We start from the raw sequence: 21,302 nt of genomic DNA on the forward strand, positions 1-21,302 counted from the left end.
TCTACGTATTTGGAGATACAACGCGGGGCGCGTGTGCGGCCCGTCCGCATAGGCTGCCGTTGAACTGGGATTGTCACATGGTTGTTGCAGGGTCTGTTGGTGTGAAGAAGACGGCGCGCATTGTCTATTTTACGCTTTTCGCTACGGCGTCTTCCGTTGGTCTTTCCGCTTGCCAGTCGGACCCGGACATCGACATCACGAAACTGACCGGCGAAACCGAATCCCCCGACACGCTCTATAATCAGGGCCTTGCCAACCTGAACGCCGGTAAGGTTACGGAGGCGAGCCGCAAGTTCGAGGCGGTCGATCGCCAGAGCCCGTTCTCCGAACAGGCCCGCAAGGCGCTCGTCATGACGGCCTTCACGAATTATCGCCAGGGTCGCAACGAAGAAGCAATCACAGCCGCCAAGCGCTACCTGAGCCTCTATCCGGGGTCTTCGGATGCCGCCTATGCCCAGTATATCGTCGGCCTTGGCTACTGGAAGCAGATCCCGAGCGTGACGCAGGATCAGCGCGCCTCGCAGCAGACGATCGAAGCCATGCAGGCCGTCATCGATAACTATCCCGATTCGGAATATGTCGAGGATGCGCAGGTGAAGATTCGCTTTGCGCGCGATCAGCTCGCCGGCAAGGAAATGCAGATCGGTCGCTACTACCTCGAGCGCAAGGAATATATCGCGGCTGCCAGCCGCTTCCGCGTTGTGGTCGAAAAATATGCGATGACCAACCAGATCGAGGAAGCGCTGGCGCGTCTCGTCGAGACCTACTACGCCATGGGCGTGGACAGTGAAGCGCAGACGGCGGCCGCGGTGCTCGGCCACAACTACCCCGACAGCCAATGGTACTCCGACAGCTACAAGCTCCTTCAGACGAAGGGGCTCGAGCCGCGCGAAAATTCCGGTTCCTGGATCGCTCGCGCCGGCAAGAAGCTGGTCGGCGCCTGACCTTAGAGATATGACGCGATATGCTGGCGCAGCTATCGATCCGCGATATCGTCCTGATCGAACGGCTCGATCTCGCTTTCGAGCCGGGTCTTTCCGTGCTGACGGGCGAGACCGGCGCAGGTAAATCCATCCTCCTCGACAGCCTTTCGCTGGCCCTCGGCGGGCGCGGCGATGGTTCTCTGGTTCGCCACGGCACCGAGCGCGGCCAGGTGACCGCCGTCTTCGACGTGCCGGGTGTCCATGCCGCTCGCGCGCTTCTGCGCCACAACGGCATCGACGACGACGGCGACCTGATCTTCCGCCGCCAGCAATCCGCCGACGGCCGCACCAAGGCCTATGTCAACGACCAGCCGGTCTCCGTGCAACTGATGCGCCAGGCCGGCCAGCTTCTCGTCGAGATCCACGGCCAGCACGACGACCGCGCGCTTGTCGACACCGACGCGCATCGCCTGCTGCTCGACGCCTTCGGTGGCCTCAGCGAGGCGGCGATCGATGTCGGGACGCTCTATCACCAGTGGAAGGAGGCCGAGCGCACGCTGCGCCGTCACCGCGAGAAGGTGGAGGCCGCCGCCCGCGAGGCCGACTACCTGCGCTCTTCCGTCGAGGAACTGGAAACCCTCTCGCCGCAGGATGGCGAGGAGGATGCACTGGCAGAGGTTCGCGCCCGCATGATGAAGGCCGAGCGCATTGCCGGCGATATCAACGAGGCAAGCGATTTCCTGAACGGCAATGCGTCTCCCGTGCCGCTTATCGCCGCGCTGGTGCGCCGGCTGGAGCGCAAGAGCCACGAGGCGCCGGGTCTTCTCGAGGAGACGGTCGAGTTGCTCGACCAGGCGCTGGGCCACCTTTCCGACGCGCAGATGGCGGTCGATGCGGCGCTCCGCAAGACGGAATACGATCCCAAGGAGCTGGAACGCACGGAAGAGCGCCTTTTCGCGCTGCGTGCCGCCGCGCGCAAATATTCGGTGCCAGTCACCGGGCTTCCCGCGCTGGCGGTCAAGATGATCGCCGACCTTGCCGATCTCGATGCCGGCGAGCAGAAGCTGGTGCAGTTGCAGGGCAGGCTTACCGAGGCGCGGGCTGCCTTCGAGAGCGCCGCCCGCTCGCTCTCGCAGAGGCGGCACAATACGGCAAAGGCGCTTGCCGCTGCCGTGATGGCTGAACTGCCGGCGTTGAAGCTGGAACGCGCGCGTTTTTCGGTCGAGATCACAACGGATCCGGAAGGCGGCGTCGAGGAGGGGATCGACACGGTTGAGTTCCACGTCCAGACCAACCCCGGCACGCGTCCCGGCCCGATCATGAAGGTCGCCTCGGGCGGTGAACTCTCGCGCTTCCTGCTGGCCCTGAAGGTGGCGCTTGCCGACCGCGGTTCGGCGCCGACGCTCGTCTTCGACGAAATAGACACTGGTGTCGGCGGGGCAGTCGCGGATGCCATTGGCCAGCGGCTGAAGCGCCTGTCGTCCACCGTGCAGGTGCTTTCCGTCACCCACGCGCCGCAGGTCGCTGCGCGCGCCGCAACGCATCTCCTGATCTCCAAGGGGCCGGTCGAGGGCAGCGAGACGGTCGCCACCCGCGTCGCCCGCATGGACGAGGGTGCCCGCACGGAAGAGATCGCGCGCATGCTCGCCGGCGCTTCGGTGACCGACGAGGCGAGGGCGGCGGCAGCACGGTTGCTCTCCGGCGGTGTGTGAGCAGCGCGGCCCACTTTCCTTTCGCCAAGTTTGCTCTAAAACCTGTTTCGAAATCCGGAGCATGTCATGGCAAACGCGAAAATTCCTGTCGAGAACCTGACCGAAGACGAAGCGGCGGCCGAGCTTGCCTTTCTGGCTGCTGAAATCGCGCGCAACGATGAGCTTTATCACGGGCAGGACGCGCCGCAGATTTCGGACGCGGATTACGATGCGCTGAAGCGGCGCAACGAGGAAATCGAGGCCCGTTTTGCAGCACTGGTGCGCGATGACAGCCCGTCGCGCCGGGTGGGGGCAGCGCCGCTGCCTACCTTCGCTCCGATCACCCATTCGCGTCCGATGCTCTCGCTCGACAACACGTTCTCGGACGAGGACGTGCGCGATTTCGTGAACTCGGTCTATCGCTTCCTCGGCCGCTTGCCGGACGATTCGATCGCGTTTACCGCCGAACCGAAGATCGACGGGCTCTCCATGTCGATCCGCTACGAAAACGGCCGGCTCGTCAGTGCGGCGACGCGCGGCGACGGCACGACGGGCGAGAACGTGACGGCGAACGTGCAGACCATCGGCGAGATCCCGAACCGGCTGCCGGCCGGCGCGCCCGCGGTGGTCGAGGTGCGCGGCGAGGTCTACATGGCCAAGAGCGACTTCCTCGCACTCAACGAGAAGATGGCGGCGGAGGGCAAGCAGACCTACGTCAACCCGCGCAACACGGCGGCGGGCTCGCTCCGCCAGCTCGATGCCACCGTGACGGCGAGCCGCAACCTGCGCTTCTTCGCCTATGCCTGGGGCGAGATGTCGGACATGCCGGCGGATACGCAGTTCGGCATGATCGAGGTGCTGAAATCCTGGGAATTCCCGGTCAATCCGATGACGAAGCGGCTCTCGCGCGTCGAGGAGATCATCGCGCATTACCGCGATATCGGCCTTGCCCGCCCGGACCTCGACTACGATATCGATGGCGTCGTCTACAAGGTGGACGAGCTCGCGCTTCAGGAGCGCCTCGGTTTCCGCTCCCGCTCGCCGCGCTGGGCGACGGCGCACAAGTTCCCGGCTGAACAGGCCTTCACGACGGTCGAGAAGATCGACATCCAGGTTGGACGAACCGGTGCGCTGACGCCCGTGGCGCGGCTGACGCCGGTCACGGTCGGCGGCGTGGTCGTCACCAACGCCACCCTGCACAATGCCGACTATATCGAGGGCATCGGCAATAGCGGCGAGCGCATCCGCCCGGAAGATCACGACATCCGCATCGGCGACACGGTCATCGTGCAGCGGGCGGGAGACGTCATCCCGCAGGTGCTGGACGTGGTGATGGAGAAGCGCCCGGCGGGGTCGATCCCTTACGAATTCCCGCGGACCTGCCCGGTCTGCGACAGCCATGCCGTGCGCGAGCGCAACGAGAAGACGGGCCGGCTCGATTCCGTCACGCGCTGCACCGGCGGTTTCTTCTGCCGCGCGCAAGCCGTGGAGCACCTGAAGCATTTCGTCTCGCGCAACGCCTTCGACATCGAGGGGCTGGGTGCAAAGCAGATCGACTTCTTCTTCGAGGCGGAAGACCCGTCGCTGACGATCCGCACCGCGCCGGATATCTTCACGCTCAGGAAGCGCCAGGAAGCATCCGCATTGACGAAGCTCGAAAACATCGACGGCTTCGGCAGGGTCAGCGTGCGCAAGCTCTTCGACGCCATCGACGCCCGGCGGTCGATTGCGCTCAACCGGTTCATCTATGCGCTCGGCATCCGCCATGTCGGCGAGACGAATGCCAAGCTGCTGGCGCGCGCCTATGGCACCTATGCCGCCTTCGAGGAGGCAATGAAGGGGGCGGCTTCGCTCTCGGGCGAGGCGTGGGCCGAACTCAACAGCATCGACGGCATCGGCGAGGTGGTCGCGCGGGCGATGGTGGAATTCTACAAGGAGCCGCGCAATCTCGACGTGATCGAGCGGCTGTTGCAGGAAGTGACGCCGGAGGCCGCCGAGGCGGTCGTCGCGACGTCGAGCCCCGTCGCCGGCAAGACGGTGGTCTTTACCGGATCGCTGGTGAAGATGACCCGCGACGAGGCGAAGGCCATGGCCGAGCGACTGGGCGCGAAGGTGGCGGGGTCCGTGTCGAAGAAGACGGATCTTGTGGTGGCCGGACCGGGCGCCGGCTCGAAGCTCGACAAGGCGCAGGAGTTCAACATCGAGGTCATCGACGAGGACGGCTGGTTCGAACGGATCAAATCCTGATTTCAGGGGATGGTGACGGTGGAGCCGCGCACGAGGAAGCGGCCGTCGAAGGTCATCGGCACGCCCTGGCCCGCGCTGTAGTCCAGCGTGCCGCCGAGATAGGCGTGCATGTGCAGGTGCGGCTCGGAGGAATTTCCGGAATTGCCGACCCGGCCGAGCATGTCGCCCTGCGTGACGATGTCGCCACCGGTGACGGCGAGCGAACCCTTCCTGAGATGGGCCAGCAGGATGCGCGCCGTGCCGCAGGCGAGGATGATGTGGTTGCCTGCCGGTTCCGTGATGTTCGTCTGCGAAATCCGGTTGTCCTCTATGCCGTCACGGGTGGAAATGGCGACGCCGGTGCAGGGGCTCGTGACCGCGTGGTCGTAGATGGCGTAGTCGGCCAGATCCTTCGGCATCAGTCCCCTGGCGCGCGCGCCAAAACCGTTGAGCGCGACGATATCGAGCGCATAGCGCTGGCTCTGGTCCGCATGATGAAAGTTGATCGACGTCGTGCTTCCGCCCTGGCCGATATAGTAGGTGCCGGCGGCAAAGGGAAAGGCGAGGTCAACGGCGCTCTCGTGATAGCCATAGCCCGAAAGCGCCCGGGCGGCGAGCGCCAGAAAGAACACGGCCATGGCGGCGGTGAAGCCATGGCTGCGTATCGCGGAGGCCGATTTGTTCCAGGGCAGGTCGCGAACGTGCATGAAGGCGAGCGCGGCCAGGCCGATGAAGACGATCGGTAGCCCGACCGCCAGCGTGGAACTCACGAAATCCCAGCGACCGATGACGGCGATGAAGGTAAAGTAGCAGCCGCCATAGAGGGCTCGCATGGCCCAGCCGAGTTGGTCGGCCGGGCGCGGCAGCCAGAGCCACAGCAGGAAGAAGGCAGGAAGAAGAACCTGCGTCGTCAGGAGGATGAGGAGGGGCAGTTGCATGGTTCGGGCCTTGCTGGATCAGCCATGCCCAATCGCGCAGCCGGACACGGACGTTGTGCCCTGTTCAATCCGTGCCGGAGGAATTGGTTCCGCTTTTTCAGCGTTTCCCACGCCTTGCCGTTGCGCCTCGCCGGTGCCGTATCCGGATGTCCGGCTGCGGCCTACCAGACAGGCGTAGCGCGTCAGACGGCCACACCATGAACCCGGAAAATCCCGCGCAAAAGCGCGGCGAGCAATGCGGCGCGGCTGATAAGCTCCGCGCCGCTGCATTTGTCAGAAGCGATCCGGCTTCTTGGTCTTGGGCTTGAACGGACCGCCCTCCGGCTTGCCGGACTTCTCGTCGCGCTTGCCCTTGAAGGGCTTTGCGCCGGCGAAGGGCTTGCCGGGCTTCTTGTCGCCCTCGTTGCGATCCTTCCAGTGCGGCTTGGCTGCCGCGCCTTCCGGCTTGTCGCCTTCGCGCTTCTTGTCAAAGCGGGGCTTTTTGTCGAAGCCGGGCTTCTTGTCGAATTCACCCTTCGGCTTCCAGTCGGCGCGACGCTCCGGCCGGTCGTAGCGTTGTGCAGGCTTGTCGCCGGGCGTGCGGGTGTAGGGCTGCGGGGTCAGGTCGGGCTGGCCTTCCAGCACGGTGACGCGGATGCCGCGCTCGAGCATGCTGGCCGGACCGAGATGGCCGAGGAAACCATCGGCGGCATCTGCGGAGAGTTCGACATAGGTCTCGTCCGGCTGCATCTTGATCGCGCCGATTTCGTTCTTGGTGATGTTGCCGTTGCGGCAAAGCATCGGGATCAGCCAGCGCGGTTCGGCGCGCTGCTTGCGGCCGACCGAAACGGAAACCCAGACGCTGGCGCCAAAACCGTCGCGCGGGCGCTTGGTTTCGGCGGGAATGCCGTCATTGCTCCGTTCGCGCGGCTTGCGCTGCTCAAGCGACACCTCGATCAGGTCTTCCGGGGCCGAGCGGCCGGCCTTGAAGAAGCGGGCGACGGCGGCGGCAAGTTGCTTGGCATCGAACTGCGCGACGAGCGCATTGATCGTGTCCTGCTCCTCTTCGGTGATCTTGTCCGTGAGGGTCGGATCGGCCAGCAGGCGCTCGTCGTCACGGCGAAGGATATCTTCGGCGGACGGCGGGGTGTCCCAGTTCGCCTTGAGGTTCGCCATCTGGAGCAGGCGTTCGGCCTTGCGGCGGGCGTTCAGCGTCACGATGAGAGCGCTGACGCCCTTGCGGCCCGCGCGGCCCGTGCGGCCGCTGCGGTGCAGCAGCGTGTCGGGATTGGTCGGCAGGTCCGCATGCACGACCAGTTCGAGGTTCGGCAGGTCGATGCCGCGTGCTGCGACGTCGGTGGCGATGCAGACGCGGGCGCGCCCGTCACGCATGGCCTGCAGCGCATGGGTGCGCTCGTTCTGGCTGAGTTCGCCGGAAAGGGCGACGACCGAGAAGCCGCGATTGTTGAAACGTGCCGTCAGATGGTTCACGGCGGCGCGCGTCGAGCAGAAGACGATGGCGTTCTGCGCATCGTAGTAGCGCAGCACGTTGATGATGGCGTTCTCGCGGTCTGCCGGGGCGGCGAGCAGGGCGCGATAGTCGATGTCGACATGCTGCTCGCGCTCAGCGGCGGTCGAGATGCGCTTTGCATCGCGCTGGTAGTTCTTGGCGAGCCCAGCGATTTCCTTCGGCACGGTGGCCGAGAACATCAGGGTGCGGCGATCTTCCGGCGCGGCTTCCAGGATGAATTCCAGGTCTTCGCGGAAACCGAGGTCGAGCATCTCGTCGGCTTCGTCCAGGACGACGGCGCGAATGGCGCCAAGGTCGAGATTGCCGCGCGTGATATGGTCGCGCAGACGTCCCGGCGTGCCGACGATGATATGCGCGCCGCGCTCCAGCGCGCGCCGTTCGCTACGCACGTCCATGCCGCCGACGCAGGAGCCGATCACAGCGCCGGTCAACTCGTACAGCCATTCCAGCTCGCGCTTCACCTGCATGGCAAGTTCGCGGGTCGGGGCGATGACGAGGGCCAGCGGGCTTGCAGCGCGACCGAAGCGTTCCTCGCCCTGAAGCAGCGTCGGGGCGAGCGCCAGGCCGAAGGCGACCGTCTTGCCGGAACCGGTCTGCGCGGAGACCAGCGCATCGGTATCGCCGAGCGCCGGATCGGAAACGGCGATCTGCACCGGGGTCAAAGTCGTATAGCCGCGTTTTTCCAACGCCTTTGCCATCGCCGGAGCGAGGCCATCAAAATTCGTCATATGGGGTCTTTCGGAATCCGGGTTCAGCGACGATCTGGCGTCGCACTCTCAAGCCCGCGTATGACGAGCGTGGTGCGCGCTCTCTACTTTGCATTGGCTCAAATGTACAGTGCGCAGAATGCAATGCTGCCCAGCGGGCCTGGCGATAGGTGGCAGCAGCGTTTGCCGATTGTCTTTTTGCGTTGCACAAGATAGAAAACGGCGCTCCCGACAAGGTCCGCAGAGGCCGCACGGGTGACGTCGCCCGCGGGAGAGGGCGTAGCATGGAGGAACCGGCGATGCAGACCCTCACCACCATCGCGGATTTGCGCGCGGCACTGGCGCCGCACCGTCTCGACGGCCGCACGATCGGTCTGGTGCCCACCATGGGCTATCTTCATGTCGGCCATATGGCGCTTGCCCGCCAGGCGCGCGCCGAGAACGATATCGTCGTCGCGACGATCTTCGTCAATCCGCTGCAATTCGGTGCCAATGAGGACCTGACGCGCTATCCGCGCGATCTTGCGCGCGACCAGGCGATGCTCGAGGCCGAAGGCGTGCACTATCTTTTCGCGCCCGGCGTGGCGGACATGTATCCGCAGCCGATGGAAACGGTGGTCGACGTGCCGACGCTCGGCGCGGAACTCGAGGGTTCCGTGCGCCCCGGCCATTTCGCGGGTGTCGCGACCGTCGTGACGAAACTCTTCAATATTGCCGGCCCGGACCGCGCCTATTTCGGCGAGAAGGATTTCCAGCAACTGACGATCATCCGCCGGATGGTCGAGGACCTTGCGCAGCCCGTCGAGGTCGTCGGCGTGCCGACGGTGCGCGAGGCGGACGGGCTCGCCTGTTCCTCGCGCAATGTCTATCTGTCGGCCGAAGAACGCGCCGCCGCCGCCATCGTGCCGCGGGCGCTGGAAGAGGCCGAACGGCTGGTCGCAGCCGGCGAGACGGATGCGAAGCGTCTGGAAGCGGCGGTGACCGCTTTTATCGGCACGGAACCCCTGGCGAAGCCGGAGGTCGTCGCGATCCGCGACCCGCAAACGCTGGCTGAAGCCGGCACTATTGGCGAAAAGCCGGTTCTTTTGTTGCTTTTCGTGCGCTTCGGGAGCACGAAACTCCTCGACAACCGGGTCATCGGCCCAAAAAACGCGAAAAATGCAAAGGTAGCGTGACATGAGCGTACACACCGCGAAACGCCGTCTGGCACCGTCCGACATCAGGGCTCTCAAGGGCGAGCGCCCGATCGTCAGCCTTACCGCCTATACGACGCCGGTTGCCAAGCTCATGGATCCGCATGTCGACTTCATGCTGGTCGGCGACAGCCTCGGCATGGTGCTCTACGGCCTCGATTCCACCGTCGGCGTGACGATCGAAATGATGATCGCCCATGGCCAGGCCGTCATGCGCGGCTCGTCCAGCGCCTGCGTCGTCGTCGACCTGCCGTTCGGCTCCTACCAGCAGTCCAAGGAGCAGGCCTTCGCAACGGCCGCGCGCGTGCTCAAGGAAACCGGCTGTTCCGCAATCAAGCTCGAGGGCGGCGCGGAAATGGCCGAGACGGTGCATTTCCTGACGCAGCGCGGCATTCCCGTGCTCGGCCATGTCGGCCTGATGCCGCAACTCATCAACACGACCGGCGGCTACCGCTCGCTCGGCCGGAACGACAAGGAAGTCGAGAAGATTCGCAATGATGCCGCGGCGCTCGACGAGGCGGGCGCCTTCGCCATCGTCATCGAGGGCACGGTCGAGCCTGTGGCGCGCGAAATCACCGGCAACCTCAAGGTGCCGACCATCGGCATCGGTGCCTCGCCGGCCTGCGACGGGCAGGTGCTCGTCGTCGATGACGTGCTCGGCATCTTCACCGACTTCAAGCCGCGCTTCGTAAAGCATTTCGCCAATCTGGCGCCGCAGATGAGCGAGGCTTTCGCGACCTATGCACAAGAGGTGAAGGCGCGCACCTTCCCCGGACCGGAGCACACGTTCCAGCTCAAGAAGGTCTGATCATCCATCAGCGCCGATCGCTGGATGGCGCTGACCGATCAACGTCGCTGAACGGTCCATCAGCCAATTTGGTTTGCCGGTGGACCGCTCCTGCTCTATGGATTCGATACTTTTTCACGCAATTCCGGACGGAAAACCGCTTTATCCTTTTCCTCGAATTGCTTCAGGCCAGAGCAGACCCATGACCCCCGCCACAAAAGAAGAAATCCGCGACGCCTTTCGGCGTGGCATCTCCGTCGCCATCGCAGCCTCTCCTTTCGCTGTCCTGTTCGGCGCCGTCGCCATTGACAACGGGCTGACCGTTGCCGAGGCGACGCTGATGAGCGCGACGCTCTATGCGGGCGCCAGCCAGCTCGTCGGCGTCGAGCTGTTCAATCACAATGTCGCGCCGTGGCTCGTCGTGCTCTCGATTTTCGCGGTCAATTTCCGCCATGTGCTCTATTCGGCAGCGATCGCCCCGCATATCCGGCATCTCACCTTCTGGCAGAAGGCGACGTCGTTGTTCCTGCTGACCGATCCGCAATTCGCCGAAACCGAACGGCGGGCGGATGCGGGTATTCGCGTCAGCTATATCTGGCTGATGGTGCTTGGCTTCAGCGTCTATGTTCCCTGGCTCTGCCTGTCGATCGTCGGGGGGCTTCTCGGCAACCTGATCGGCGATCCCAAAGCCATTGGCCTCGATGTGCTGCTGCCGATCTACTTCATGGGCCTCGTGCTAGGTTTCCGCAGCCGGGCGAACTGGCTGCCGGTCGTGCTCGCTTCGGCGGCGGGTTCGATCCTCGCGTTGCAGTTTGTCGGCTCGCCCTGGCATGTCAGCCTTGGGGCGCTCGCCGGCATCGCCGTCGCCGCGGTCCTGCCGCTGGATGACAAGGAGAGCGCGGCAACTGCCGGCGAGACCGTGGAAGGGGAGGCGTGACCATGGATACGCTGTTTCACACGCAGACCCTGCTGATCATTGCCGCCGGTGCGATTGCGACCTATTTCACGCGCGTTGGCGGCTATATCTTCATCACGCGCATGAAGCGCATTCCGCCGCGCGCCGAAGCGGCGCTGAACGCCGTTCCGGCGGCCGTGCTGACGACGCTTGTCGCGCCGGCAGCCATCACGGGTGGTTTCGACGTGAGCATCACCATGGCGATCGCCTTTGTCCTCGGCCTGCGCATCGGGCTGTTGCCGATGCTGGCCGCCGGCTGGATCGTCGTGATGACCCTGCGTCATTTCATCGGCTGATCGGGGCGGTCGCCTTTTCGAGCCAGGCTTTCGTTGCGTCGCCCGACAGCAACGGCAGGAGTTTCTCGCGCGTTTCGGCGTGATAGGCGTTGAGCCAGGCGAGTTCCTCGTCTGTCAGAAGCGCGGGCACGACGAGGCGGCGGTCGATCGGGCAGAAGGTCAGCGTTGCAAAGCCGAGCATGTCCAGATCGCCGCCGTCCACGGCGGCTGCCGGCAGGACATGGACAAGGTTCTCGATGCGGATGCCGAAGCTGCCGGGGCGGTAGTAGCCCGGCTCGTTCGAGAGGATCATGCCTGCGAGCAGTTCCTGCGTCGACAGCCGCGAGATGCGCTGCGGGCCTTCATGCACCGAAAGATAGGAGCCGACGCCATGGCCGGTGCCGTGGGCGAAGTCGGCGCCTGCCTTCCAGAGCGCGATGCGGGCGAGCGGGTCGAGATCGCAGCCGCGTGTCCCCTTGGGGAAGCGCGCCGTGCTGATGGCGATCATGCCCTTCAGGACCAGCGTGAAGAAGCGCTTCTGTTCCTCCGGCACCGCGCCGATGGCGATCGTGCGGGTGATGTCCGTCGTGCCGTTGACGTATTGCGCGCCGGAATCGATGAGGAACATCGTGCCCGGTTCGATGGCCGTGTCCGTAGCGGTCGTCACGCGGTAATGCATGATGGCGGCATGGGCGCCTGCACCGGCGATGCTGTCGAAGGAGACGTCCTTCAGCGGGTTCTGCTGGCGCTCGCCTACATTGCGGCGGACTTCTTCCAGCTTCTTCGTGACGGTCATCTCGGTCTGCGTGCCGGGCGTCATGCTGTCCAGCCAGGCAAGGAACTCGACCATCGCCGCGCCGTCCTGGAGATGGGCGCGGGCCGAACCCTGAAGCTCGACGTCATTCTTGCAGGCGCGGGGCAGGCGGGCCGGGTCGATCGCTTCCACCAGCGTGCCGCCCTTCGTGCGCACGATTTCCGCCAGTGCGAAGGGTGCGTGGTCGGGATCGATCAGGATACGCTTGCCTTCGGCCGAAAGCGCCGCGACCGCTTCGTCGAAGCGGGACGGCGGCTGGAGGTCGGCGAGCTGGGTGAGGTAGGCTTCCTGTTCGATGCCGGTCTTGCGCTTGTCGAGGAAGAGCTGCGGGCGACCGTTCGCCGGAATGATGGCGCGGGCCAGCGGATGGGGCGTATGCGGCACGTCGCTACCGCGGATGTTGAAGATCCATGCGATGGAGGAGGGATCGGTGACGGTGAGCGCATCCGCGCCGGCCTTTTCCGTCGCCTCGGCCATTTTCACCAGCTTGTCCTTCGCAAGTTCGCCCGCATGGTCGATGGCCTGGATGGTGACGCGGCCGAGCGGTTCGGCCGGGCGGTCGGTCCAGGCTCTGTCGAGCGGATTGTACGGCAGGAAGACCAGCATGCCGCCGAGCCCGGCGAGCGCCTTTTCGAGCCGACGCACTTCCGCGCCCGTATGCAGCCACGGGTCGATGCCGAGGCGGAACCCCTTCGGCGCATGGTTCTGCAGCCAGAGGTGCGGCGGTTCGCCGACGAGGTCGCCGCCGGTAAAGACGCTACCATCCACCTGCTCGGCAAGCTGGGTGACATAGCGTCCATCGACGAAGACGATGGCCTGGCCCCGCATGACCATCGCGACGCCGGCCGAGCCCGTGAAGCCGGTCAGCCAGGACAGGCGCTCGGCGCAGGCCGGCACATATTCGCCCTGATATTCGTCGGCGCGCGGCACGAGGAAACCGTCGATGCCGAGTGCATCGAACGAGGCGCGCAAGGCATCGGCCCGTTCGCGGCCGAATTCAGGCGTGGAGGTGACGTCGAAACTCTGGAACATGGGAAGGCTTCCGGTAAGGCTATGAATCGTGCCGGCAATCTATCGCATCGTCCTGCCGCGTCATAGGCGGGAAAGGGGACGGTCCAGCAAAGCGCAGAGGTATCCGATTGGACTTATGCGTCATGCGCATGGCACCCATGTCGCAAAGGGGCTGTCCTGATTTTCAGAATCACTTATAAGCAGCGCCAACGAAGCGAACATAAAACGCGCTTCAAGCGAAACGAAGTGAACCTCCTCCAATCCTTCGTATCGCGCATAGCTAGGTGTTCCGATCAGGCGTCTTGCCGGTCACTCCTCCTCCCTCCTCCGGGAAGGCGCTCGGAACACATAGGCCCGCTTGAGCGCTCCTCCTCCTCAAGCTCGCGGGCAGGCCGGTTCGCCGGCCATAGGCGGTGCCTCTGGCACCGCCTTTTATTTTGCCCGGATGCCAGTTTCCCGGGGCGGGGTGCCTGCACCCCGCCGGAGCTTTCGTTTCAACGTCTGTTGTCCAGGTGGATCGTTACCCAGCCCTCGCGCCAGAGGGTGCGCACATGACGCAGGCCCGCCCCGTTATAGGCGGCGAGCACTTTCCAGCGCTGCGAGGCGAGGATGCCCGACAGGATGACGTCGCCGCCGGGTGAAAGCTGCGCGGCAAGCTGCGGCGCCATGCGCATCAGCGGGCGGGCGAGGATATTGGCGATGATGAGATCGAACGGACCGTGGCGGCGGAATGCCGTGGAATGGAAGCCCGGTGCGGTTTCCAGCGCGATGCCGGAGACAATGCCGTTGAGGCGCACATTCTCGCTCGCGACGCGGGTGGCGATCGGGTCGATATCCGTTGCCAGCGCCTTCACCGGCGCCATCTTGCGCGCGGCGATCGCCAGCACGCCGCTGCCCGTACCAAGGTCGAGCACGCGCCTGACCTTGCGGGCGCGCATCACCTTGTAGATGACCTCGAGGCAGCCCGCCGTCGTGCCGTGATGGCCGGTGCCGAAGGCCTGGCCGGCATCGATCTCGATGGCGATCTCGCCGGCGCGGGCGGTGTCGCGGTCATGCGAGCCGTGGACGACGAAGCGGCCGGCGCGAACGGGCTTCAGCCCCTCCAGCGACTTGGCGATCCAGTCGATATCCGGCAGTTCCTCGCGGCGGATCTGCGCATCGGGGAACTCGGTGGCCAGCAGCGCGGCGAAGCGCTCGTGGACTTCTGCCTCGTCCTGCCGGAACATGTAGACCGAGGCTTCCCAGATGTCGTTCTTCTCGTCGATCTCCATCGTCGCGATGGCGTAGCCTTCCTCTTCGAAGGCGTCGGTCATCAGCGAAAGCGCGATATCGGCTCTGCGTTCGGTCGTGGTGATGTAGAGGCGGATTTCGCTCACGGCTCGGAGTTCCTGTTGTTTCAGGTCCGCCTAGCATGTCCGAAAGCCGAGGGCAAAGGTGGATCGCTGCGATCCTACCGCTTGATGAGATTCGCGAGCTTCTGTTCTGCGACGTCGGTGTTTTCGCCATAGGCGATCGTACCGATGAAGCGGCCTTCGGCATCGAGCAGGAAGACGGAGGCCGTGTGGTCCATCGTGTAGTCCCCGTCAGGCTTGGCCTCGTCGAGCGGCACCTTGCGATAGTAGACGCGGTAGCCCTTGACCATCTCCAGTACCTTGTCCGTCGGGCCGGAAATGCCGGTGATCCGCTTGGAGACGTTGCCGACATACTGGCCGATGAGCTCGGGGGAATCGCGCTCCGGGTCGACGGTGACGAAATAGGCCTGCAGCTTCGAGCCATCCGGATCGATCTTGTTGAGCCAGCCGTCGAGCTCGAACAGCGTCGTCGGGCAGACTTCCGGGCAATGGGTGAAGCCGAAGAAGAGGGCGGTCGGCTTGCCGGTGAAGGCCTTTTCGGTGATCGGCTTGCCGTCCTGCGCGACAAGCTCGAAGGGGACGCCGAACGGGCCGCCGGCGACCTGCTCCTTCGTGCGGGTCATTTCGAGCGTCAGCCAGCCGAGCAGGGCCGCAACGAGGGCGACGGCGATCCAGAGTACGAGGCGCAGGGTCTTCATGGCGGTCCTTCGATAGGGCTATGGCGGCAAGAGCCGTTCGCCCGTGTCATAGTCCTTCGCCGGAAGTCGTGCAAACGCGCCAATTGCCGCAATCGCGGACAAACGGAAGGGATCGCGCAATCGTGATCAGAAGCACCATGCCATGCCGGTTTCAGCCAGGCTGAGGAAAATCGCCGTGCCATGCTCCATCCAGCCAGCAAAGGCGGCTGTGGCGACCATGACGCCGAGCCCCAGCGCAATGAGCGCGACAGGCAGAACAGTGTATCGGCGGGCCATCTTGTCCATGTGCGAAGCATAGCACGAATCGGCGGGTTTTGGAACCGCAGCGCGGTTGCCGCGCCGTCAGTTACTCCGGAAGGAATGAAACCTTGCTAAAATGCAAGTTCCGGCAGGCCCCCCTTAGCCATTGTTTAATCTCTCTTTGCGACCTTTCAACAACGCGCAATAGGCCCTGACGGCTCCAGGACATGACGTCCGCCGCGCGCCGGCAACGGCGAGCTGCGCATTTCAAACAGTTCATTCCCTTGTGGGAAGAGGTCTTGTCCATGTCCAACGCCATCAAACAGTCCGGCGCCTATCTCGAAATCGTCTCCTTCCACCTGGGAGAGCAGGAATTCTGCATCGACATCATGGCCATCCGCGAAATCCGCGGCTGGGCCCCGGTGACGCCGATGCCGCATACGCCGCCCTATGTGCTTGGCCTCATCAACCTGCGCGGTGCAGTGATCCCGGTCATCGACATGGCCTGCCGTCTCGGCATGAAGATGACGGAGCCGTCCGAGCGCTCCGCGATCATCGTCACGGACATTGCCGGCAAGCTGGTCGGTCTTCTCGTCGAGCAGGTCTCCGACATGATGACCATCAAGAGCGAGGCCCTGCAGCCGGCGCCGGAAATCATCCCGGAAGCCCAGCGCGCCTTCTGCCGCGGTATCGTCGCGCTGGAGAAGTCGATGGTCTGCTTCCTCAACCTCGATACGGTCATCGCCGACGAGCTTGCCCAGGCCGCCTGAGGCGGCGGGGAGGGCAGATTCGGGTTTGCAGCACCCGGCCGGATTCCGGTCGGGTGTTTTCGGATATCGGCACTTAAATACCTTGATCTTGCCCCAATTCAGCAGGAACCAAACGAGGGGGCTTCCGTTTTCTCCGTGCTTCTAGCAACGAAACATTGGAGAATTGCAATGAAGAAGACCGTTATCATCGCCCTTGCTTCGCTTCTCGCGGTATCGCCGGTTGCGGGTATCGCCTATTCCCAGGACGCTACCACCGGCACGATGGCGACAAGTTCCATCACCGCCGACAAGGTGAACGTCGTTCCTATTTCCACGCTGGAAAGTGACGAAGCGCAGCGGAACGAATATGATCGCCTGACCAGCAAGTCGAAGGACATGGCGGCCGTCGAACAGGCACAGGCCGAGCTGCAGGCTGATCCGGCACTCACCGAAATCCTGGCCTCCAAGAACGTCCAGTTGCAGAACGTGGTCGAGATCAAGACTGCGGCCGATGGCGGCAAGATCGTCTACGTCAAGTAAGTACACAAGCAGGCTAAACGCCCCGGCGCCCATGCGCCGGGGCGTTTTTTTATGGCTTGCCGTTCGTCCATGTGACGGTCTGGCCGTAGAGCGGCACGGTGGAGATCGACATCTTTGCCGACCCTTCCGTCAACTCGCGCGAGTGGGCGAGGTAGATCAGGGTGTCGTTCTTCCTGTCGTAGATCCGGGTGACGATCAGCGACTTCCAGATCAGCGACAGGCCGGCCTTGAAGACCTCTTCGCCTTCGCGATCCAGCTCGACATCGCCGATGGTGATCGGGCCGGTCTGCTGGCAGGAGATGGCGTTGTTCGAGGGATCCTCGAACCATTTGCCTTTCTTCAGCCGGTCGATGACGGAGCGGTCGAAATAGGTGACGTGGCAGGTGACGCCCGCGACCTCCGGATCGGTCACCGCATCGATATAAATATCGTTGCCGATCCAGTCGACGCCGACCTTGCCGACCGTTTCAGCGGCGGCGGACAGGGTGGCGACGGCCATGAGGCCGGCCGCGATGGCAATGCGCAGGCGAGGGGTGGAAAGCGTGAGCGGCATGGCGGATCTCCTTGTTCCCTATCAGTAAGGAGTGCCGCCCGCCGCTTGCAAGATGAGGCGTCAGGATTTTGCGGCGGCGATGGTCGCGCGCACGGCGTCCCCGTCCGTCAGCGTCAGCTCGTATTCCCGATCCTTCTCCGTGCCGCCCATGCCGACATGGGGGTTGCGGAAGGCCATGCCGCTCGCCACGGTCTTGAGCGCGGCGAAGTGCATTTCGACCAGCCCGGTCTCGTCGCGGACCTTGCGGATGTTGTCCGCATCGAGCGCGCCGCATCCCATGATGACGATGCGGCCGGCTGCCTGCTCGACGGCGCTTTTCAGGATCGTGATGCCTTCAACGGCCGTATCGCGCTGGCCGGAGGTCAGCACGCGATTGACGCCGCAGCGCACGAGCGCCTCCAGCGCCTCGCCGGCATCGGCCGTCATGTCGAAGGCGCGGTGGCAGGTGACGGACATCGGGCGGGCCGCCTCGACCAGCGCTGCGGTGCGGGCTTCGTCGATCCGGCCGTCCGGCGTCAGGCAGCCGATGACGACGCCGGCGACGCCCTCGCTGCGCAGCGCCTTGATGTCCTCCACCATCGTGTCGAATTCGGCCTGCGAATAGAGGAAGTCGCCGCCGCGCGGGCGGATGATGACGTGGACCGGGATGCGTGCCGCCTTCACGGCGGCGCGGATCGTGGCAAGGCTCGGCGTCAGGCCGCCCTCCATCAGGCTCGCGCACAGTTCGACCCGGTCGGCCCCGGCCTCCTGGGCGGCGAGGAAGCCGTCGATACCTTCGACGCACAGTTCGATGAGGGGCTTGGTCATGAGCTTATCCGCAGGTTGGTCAGGCTTCGCGCCAGACGGTTTTCAGGAGCCGCAGCCAGTTTTCGCGGCAGAGTTTGGCCAGGTCGTCCTCGCCGTAGCCGGCAAGGCGCAAGGCTTCGACGAGCGCCTGGTTGCCGGCGGCATCGGTGATGGCGGCGGGGATGGTCGCGCCGTCGAAATCCGAGCCGAGCGCCACGCAGTCGATGCCCATGCGCTCCACCATGTGGTCGATATGGCGCACCATGTCGGAGAGCGGTGTTTCTGCATTCTCCAGGCCGTCGGCGCGCAGCATGGTGGTGGCGTAGTTGAGGCCGGCAATCCCCTTGCGCTCGCGGATAGCGTCGAGCTGGCGGTCGGTGAGGTTGCGGGAGATGGGCGTCAGCGCATGGGCGTTGGAATGGGTGGCGACCAGCGGCTGCGTGCTTTCGCGCGCCACGTCCCAGAAGCCCTGCTCGGTGATATGCGCAAGGTCGATCATGACGCCCAGCCGGTCGCATTCCTTCACAAGCGCGACGCCGGCATCGGTAAGGCCGGGGCCGGTATCGGGAGAGGACGGATAGGCGAAGGGAACGCCATGGCCGAAGCGGTTGTGCCGGCTCCAGACGGGGCCGAGTGAGCGAAGACCCGCCGCATAGAGCGTTTCGAGCGTCGAAAGATCGTCTGAGATCGGCTCGCAGCCTTCGATGTGAAGCACGGCGGCGAAGCGGTTGGCCTCCATCGCGGCGCGGATATCCGCGGTCGAGCGGCAGATGGCGAGCGCGCCGGCCCGTTCCAGACGGAAGGCGATGGCGGCCATTTCGAGCGCGGTGTTGAGGGCGGCAGGCTGCTCCAGCGGGCCGACCATCGGAATGTTGTAGTGGCCGTTTTCATCCACCTCGCGGGCCGGATAATCGCCGTCCGGCGGGATGAACATGGCGCAGAAGCCGCCGGCCAGGCCGCCCTTCAGGGCGCGCGGGGCGTCGATATGGCCCTTGTCCGTGCCGTCCACGAATTCGGCGACCGGATCGGCCCCTTCCTTCGCATGTTCCCACAGGCGCAGGAGAACATCGTTGTGGCCGTCGAAGATCAATTGCATGTGCCGCTCCTTGATTGCCCGGTTGGTAAAGCCGATTCCGCCGCAGCCTGCAAGGACCGCAGCGGCGGGTCAGGCGGCGAAGACCGGCGTGCCGCCGATCCATGTGGAGACGACATTCACGCCCTCGTCGATGACGGCGAAGTCCGCGTCGTGGCCATGCGTCAGGCGTCCCTTGCGGCCCGTCATGCCGATAGCCTCGGCGGGGTAGAGCGAGGCCATGCGCAATGCCTCCTCGAGGTCGATGCCAACGGTATCGCGCATATAGCGGATGCAGGAAGCCATATCGATATCCGCGCCGGCGAGCGTGCCGTCGGCAAGCGTCAGACGGCCGCCCTCGCGGAAGATTTCACGGCCGTTGAGGAAGAAGCTCGTCATGTCCGTGCCGATGGTCGACATGGCGTCGGTCACGAGGAAGATGCGACCCGGGCCGCGCTTGGCGGTCAGCGCCATGCGGATCGAGGCGGGGTGAACGTGGAAGCCGTCGGCGATAAGGCCGGCGTTGAGGTGGCCGAGGTCGAGCGCCGCGCCGACCATGCCGGGCTCGCGGTTGCCGAGCTGGCTCATGGCGTTGAAGAGGTGGGTCATCATGCTCGCGCCTGCCTCGACGGCAAGGCCAGCGGTCGCATAGCCGCAATCGGAATGGCCGAGGCTGACGGTGACGCCGGCCGCACGGAGCACGGCGATCTGGTCGTTCGTCGCGTTTTCCGGCGCCAGCGTCATCAGCAGGGCCACCAGCCCCTTTCGTGCCTCGATGGTGCGGTCGAGATCGGCCTGTTCCATCGGCCGGATGAGGGCAGGGTCATGCGCGCCCTTACGGGCGAGAGACAGATGCGGGCCTTCGAGATGAAGGCCGAGGAAGCCGGGAACCGCGGCGCGCTGTGCCTCAAGGCCGGCCGCGATGGTCGCGCTCGTCACCGAGCGGTTGTCGGTAATCAGCGTCGGCAGCAGGCCGGTCGTGCCGAAGCGGGCATGCGCGGCGCAGATCGTGCGGATGCCCTCAAGGTCCGGCCGCTCGTTGAGCAGCACGCCGCCGCCGCCATTGACCTGAAGATCGATGAAGCCGGGGACAAGCGAGAGCCCGTCCATCGGCACGGTGCGGGTGCCGGCCGGCACATCCTGCGGCGAGGCGACGGCCGCGACCTTGCCGTCCTCGATCAGCAGCACGCTGTTCTCGTGCCACAGATCGCCGTCGAAGATCCGGGCGCCGGTAATGGCGGTGAGCGCTGTCATCGGGTTTCCGTCACTTTCTTGAGGTTGACCGGCTTGTCGGGATCGAGCCCCTTGCCGCGCGACCAGGCTTCCACGAAGCCATAGAAGGGCACGATGAGCGCCAGCGCATCGGTGATCGGGTGGCCGGTGGCGACGAAGGGCAGCTTTCGCGCGCTTCTGGCGCCGGCGGCGGTGACGCCGGCATAGGCGCCGCGATCGGCAAGGCTGTCTGCCATGCCGGTGACGGACGCTTCCGCCGCGTCGCGCGCGGCAAGCGCGATGACCGGGAAGGCGGGACCGACAAGGGCGACCGGGCCGTGCAGCACTTCGGCCGAGGAATAGGCCTCGGCATGCATGCCGGAGGTTTCCTTGAACTTCAGCGCCGCCTCGCTGGCAATGGCAAGCCCGGGGCCGCGGCCGAGCACGTAGAGCGACTGGGCCGCCGCAAGGTCGCCGGCGAGATCCGACCAGTCGAGCGCCACGGCCTTGGCGAACTGTTCGGGCAGGTTCTTCACGGCGCGGTCGAGGTCGGCATCGCCCGTCCACTCGGCGAGAATGGCAAGGCCGGCGACGATCGAATTCACATAGGACTTGGTCGCGGCCACGCTGAGTTCCGGCCCGGCGGACAGGTCGAGCGAATGCGTGCAGGCGTCCGCCAGCGGCGAGGGGAGCGTGTTGGTCAGCGCGATGGAGATCGCGCCGCCCTGCGTTACGCCTTCCGCCATGGCCACGATATCCGGGCTCTTGCCGGACTGGGAAATGGCGATGGCGGCCGCACCGCCGAGCTTCAGCTTCGCACCGTAGATCGAGGCCAGCGACGGGCCGAGGGAGGCGACGGGCCGGCCGGCGGTCAGCTCGATCGCATATTTCAGGAAAAGGGCCGCATGATCGGAGGAGCCGCGGGCGACCGTCACGAAGAACTGCGGGTCACGTTCGCGCAGGGCCTTGCCCGCAGCCGTGATCGCGCTGGCGGAATTTGCCAGCAGGCGCGCAGCCGCTTCCGGGATCTCGTTGATTTCTCTGCGCATGTTGGTCTGCATGGAATTGCC

The 21,302-nt window shown here is 64.9% G+C and carries 20 protein-coding genes; 9 read left to right on the forward strand and 11 right to left on the reverse strand.

The window, feature by feature from the left end; translation table 11 throughout:
- The first annotated feature begins 77 nt into the window (after positions 1 to 77).
- From WA950_RS09260 to ligA, 3 genes are all read left to right on the forward strand, one after another.
- Positions 78 to 944, forward strand: a complete 867-nt coding sequence (locus WA950_RS09260) for an outer membrane protein assembly factor BamD (RefSeq protein ID WP_424551421.1) — start codon at positions 78 to 80, stop codon at positions 942 to 944.
- A 20-nt stretch (positions 945 to 964) separates the two neighbouring features.
- Complete coding sequence (gene recN / locus WA950_RS09265) at positions 965 to 2,635, forward strand: DNA repair protein RecN (protein WP_424551422.1); 1,671 nt, start codon at positions 965 to 967, stop codon at positions 2,633 to 2,635.
- A 66-nt stretch (positions 2,636 to 2,701) separates the two neighbouring features.
- Positions 2,702 to 4,861, forward strand: coding sequence for an NAD-dependent DNA ligase LigA (gene ligA, locus WA950_RS09270; protein WP_424551423.1), 2,160 nt, complete (start codon positions 2,702 to 2,704; stop codon positions 4,859 to 4,861).
- 2 nt (positions 4,862 to 4,863) lie between these two features.
- Here the strand turns inward: ligA and WA950_RS09275 are convergent, their stop codons facing one another.
- Positions 4,864 to 5,778, reverse strand: a complete 915-nt coding sequence (locus tag WA950_RS09275) for a M23 family metallopeptidase (RefSeq protein WP_424551424.1) — start codon at positions 5,776 to 5,778, stop codon at positions 4,864 to 4,866.
- A 273-nt stretch (positions 5,779 to 6,051) separates the two neighbouring features.
- On the reverse strand, positions 6,052 to 8,016 hold the full coding sequence (locus WA950_RS09280; protein ID WP_424551425.1) for a DEAD/DEAH box helicase: 1,965 nt from the start codon (positions 8,014 to 8,016) through the stop codon (positions 6,052 to 6,054).
- Positions 8,017 to 8,294: 278 nt separating this feature from the next.
- Here WA950_RS09280 and panC point away from each other — a divergent pair, with 278 nt between their 5' ends.
- The 4 genes from panC to WA950_RS09300 all read left to right on the forward strand — a co-directional run bounded on the left by panC (position 8,295) and on the right by WA950_RS09300 (position 11,226).
- A complete protein-coding gene (panC, locus tag WA950_RS09285) occupies positions 8,295 to 9,170 on the forward strand; it encodes a pantoate--beta-alanine ligase (protein WP_424551426.1) in 876 nt (291 codons plus the stop codon).
- Between the two features lies 1 nt (position 9,171).
- Positions 9,172 to 9,996 (forward strand): 3-methyl-2-oxobutanoate hydroxymethyltransferase, encoded by an 825-nt coding sequence (panB, locus tag WA950_RS09290; RefSeq protein WP_424551427.1) that lies wholly within the window; start codon positions 9,172 to 9,174, stop codon positions 9,994 to 9,996.
- A 181-nt stretch (positions 9,997 to 10,177) separates the two neighbouring features.
- Entirely contained in the window at positions 10,178 to 10,912 is a 735-nt protein-coding gene (locus tag WA950_RS09295; protein WP_424551428.1) for an AzlC family ABC transporter permease, read from the forward strand.
- A gap of 2 nt (positions 10,913 to 10,914) precedes the next feature.
- The gene (locus WA950_RS09300) at positions 10,915 to 11,226 is read left to right on the forward strand and encodes an AzlD family protein (protein WP_424551429.1); all 312 of its coding nucleotides are present in this window, start codon (positions 10,915 to 10,917) and stop codon (positions 11,224 to 11,226) included.
- Here WA950_RS09300 and WA950_RS09305 read toward each other — a convergent pair.
- The 4 genes from WA950_RS09305 to WA950_RS09320 all read right to left on the reverse strand — a co-directional run bounded on the left by WA950_RS09305 (position 11,216) and on the right by WA950_RS09320 (position 15,365).
- Positions 11,216 to 13,051 carry an aminopeptidase P family protein gene (locus WA950_RS09305; RefSeq protein WP_424551430.1) on the reverse strand — a complete coding sequence of 612 codons (1,836 nt, stop codon included), beginning with the start codon at positions 13,049 to 13,051 and terminating at the stop codon, positions 11,216 to 11,218. The two genes, WA950_RS09300 and WA950_RS09305, sit on opposite strands and share 11 nt — an antisense overlap.
- A 473-nt stretch (positions 13,052 to 13,524) precedes the next feature.
- On the reverse strand, positions 13,525 to 14,406 hold the full coding sequence (locus WA950_RS09310; RefSeq protein WP_424551431.1) for a 50S ribosomal protein L11 methyltransferase: 882 nt from the start codon (positions 14,404 to 14,406) through the stop codon (positions 13,525 to 13,527).
- Positions 14,407 to 14,480: 74 nt separating this feature from the next.
- A complete protein-coding gene (locus WA950_RS09315) occupies positions 14,481 to 15,080 on the reverse strand; it encodes an SCO family protein (protein WP_424551432.1) in 600 nt (199 codons plus the stop codon).
- A 126-nt stretch (positions 15,081 to 15,206) separates the two neighbouring features.
- Positions 15,207 to 15,365, reverse strand: a complete 159-nt coding sequence (locus WA950_RS09320; protein WP_424551433.1) for a hypothetical protein — start codon at positions 15,363 to 15,365, stop codon at positions 15,207 to 15,209.
- A 260-nt stretch (positions 15,366 to 15,625) separates the two neighbouring features.
- Between WA950_RS09320 and WA950_RS09325 the strand changes: the two genes are divergently transcribed.
- Positions 15,626 to 16,090 (forward strand): chemotaxis protein CheW, encoded by a 465-nt coding sequence (locus WA950_RS09325; RefSeq protein ID WP_117366518.1) that lies wholly within the window; start codon positions 15,626 to 15,628, stop codon positions 16,088 to 16,090.
- A gap of 168 nt (positions 16,091 to 16,258) precedes the next feature.
- The gene (locus WA950_RS09330) at positions 16,259 to 16,609 is read left to right on the forward strand and encodes a hypothetical protein (protein ID WP_424551434.1); all 351 of its coding nucleotides are present in this window, start codon (positions 16,259 to 16,261) and stop codon (positions 16,607 to 16,609) included.
- A gap of 49 nt (positions 16,610 to 16,658) precedes the next feature.
- Here the strand turns inward: WA950_RS09330 and WA950_RS09335 are convergent, their stop codons facing one another.
- The 5 genes from WA950_RS09335 to WA950_RS09355 form a co-directional block, all read right to left on the reverse strand.
- A complete protein-coding gene (locus WA950_RS09335; protein WP_424551435.1) occupies positions 16,659 to 17,162 on the reverse strand; it encodes a CreA family protein in 504 nt (167 codons plus the stop codon).
- A 60-nt stretch (positions 17,163 to 17,222) separates the two neighbouring features.
- Positions 17,223 to 17,969 (reverse strand): copper homeostasis protein CutC, encoded by a 747-nt coding sequence (locus tag WA950_RS09340; protein WP_424551436.1) that lies wholly within the window; start codon positions 17,967 to 17,969, stop codon positions 17,223 to 17,225.
- Between the two features lie 19 nt (positions 17,970 to 17,988).
- Positions 17,989 to 19,044 (reverse strand): dipeptidase, encoded by a 1,056-nt coding sequence (locus WA950_RS09345; protein ID WP_424551437.1) that lies wholly within the window; start codon positions 19,042 to 19,044, stop codon positions 17,989 to 17,991.
- Positions 19,045 to 19,113: 69 nt separating this feature from the next.
- Positions 19,114 to 20,274 carry an N-acetylglucosamine-6-phosphate deacetylase gene (gene nagA, locus WA950_RS09350; protein WP_424551438.1) on the reverse strand — a complete coding sequence of 387 codons (1,161 nt, stop codon included), beginning with the start codon at positions 20,272 to 20,274 and terminating at the stop codon, positions 19,114 to 19,116.
- Positions 20,271 to 21,293: an SIS domain-containing protein gene (locus WA950_RS09355; RefSeq protein ID WP_424551439.1), complete on the reverse strand. Its 1,023-nt coding sequence runs from the start codon at positions 21,291 to 21,293 to the stop codon at positions 20,271 to 20,273. Before WA950_RS09355 ends, nagA begins: the two co-directional genes overlap by 4 nt.
- Positions 21,294 to 21,302: the final 9 nt, after the last annotated feature.

This window comes from Shinella sp. (assembly GCF_049651085.1).
Taxonomy (GTDB): Bacteria; Pseudomonadota; Alphaproteobacteria; order Rhizobiales; family Rhizobiaceae; genus Shinella.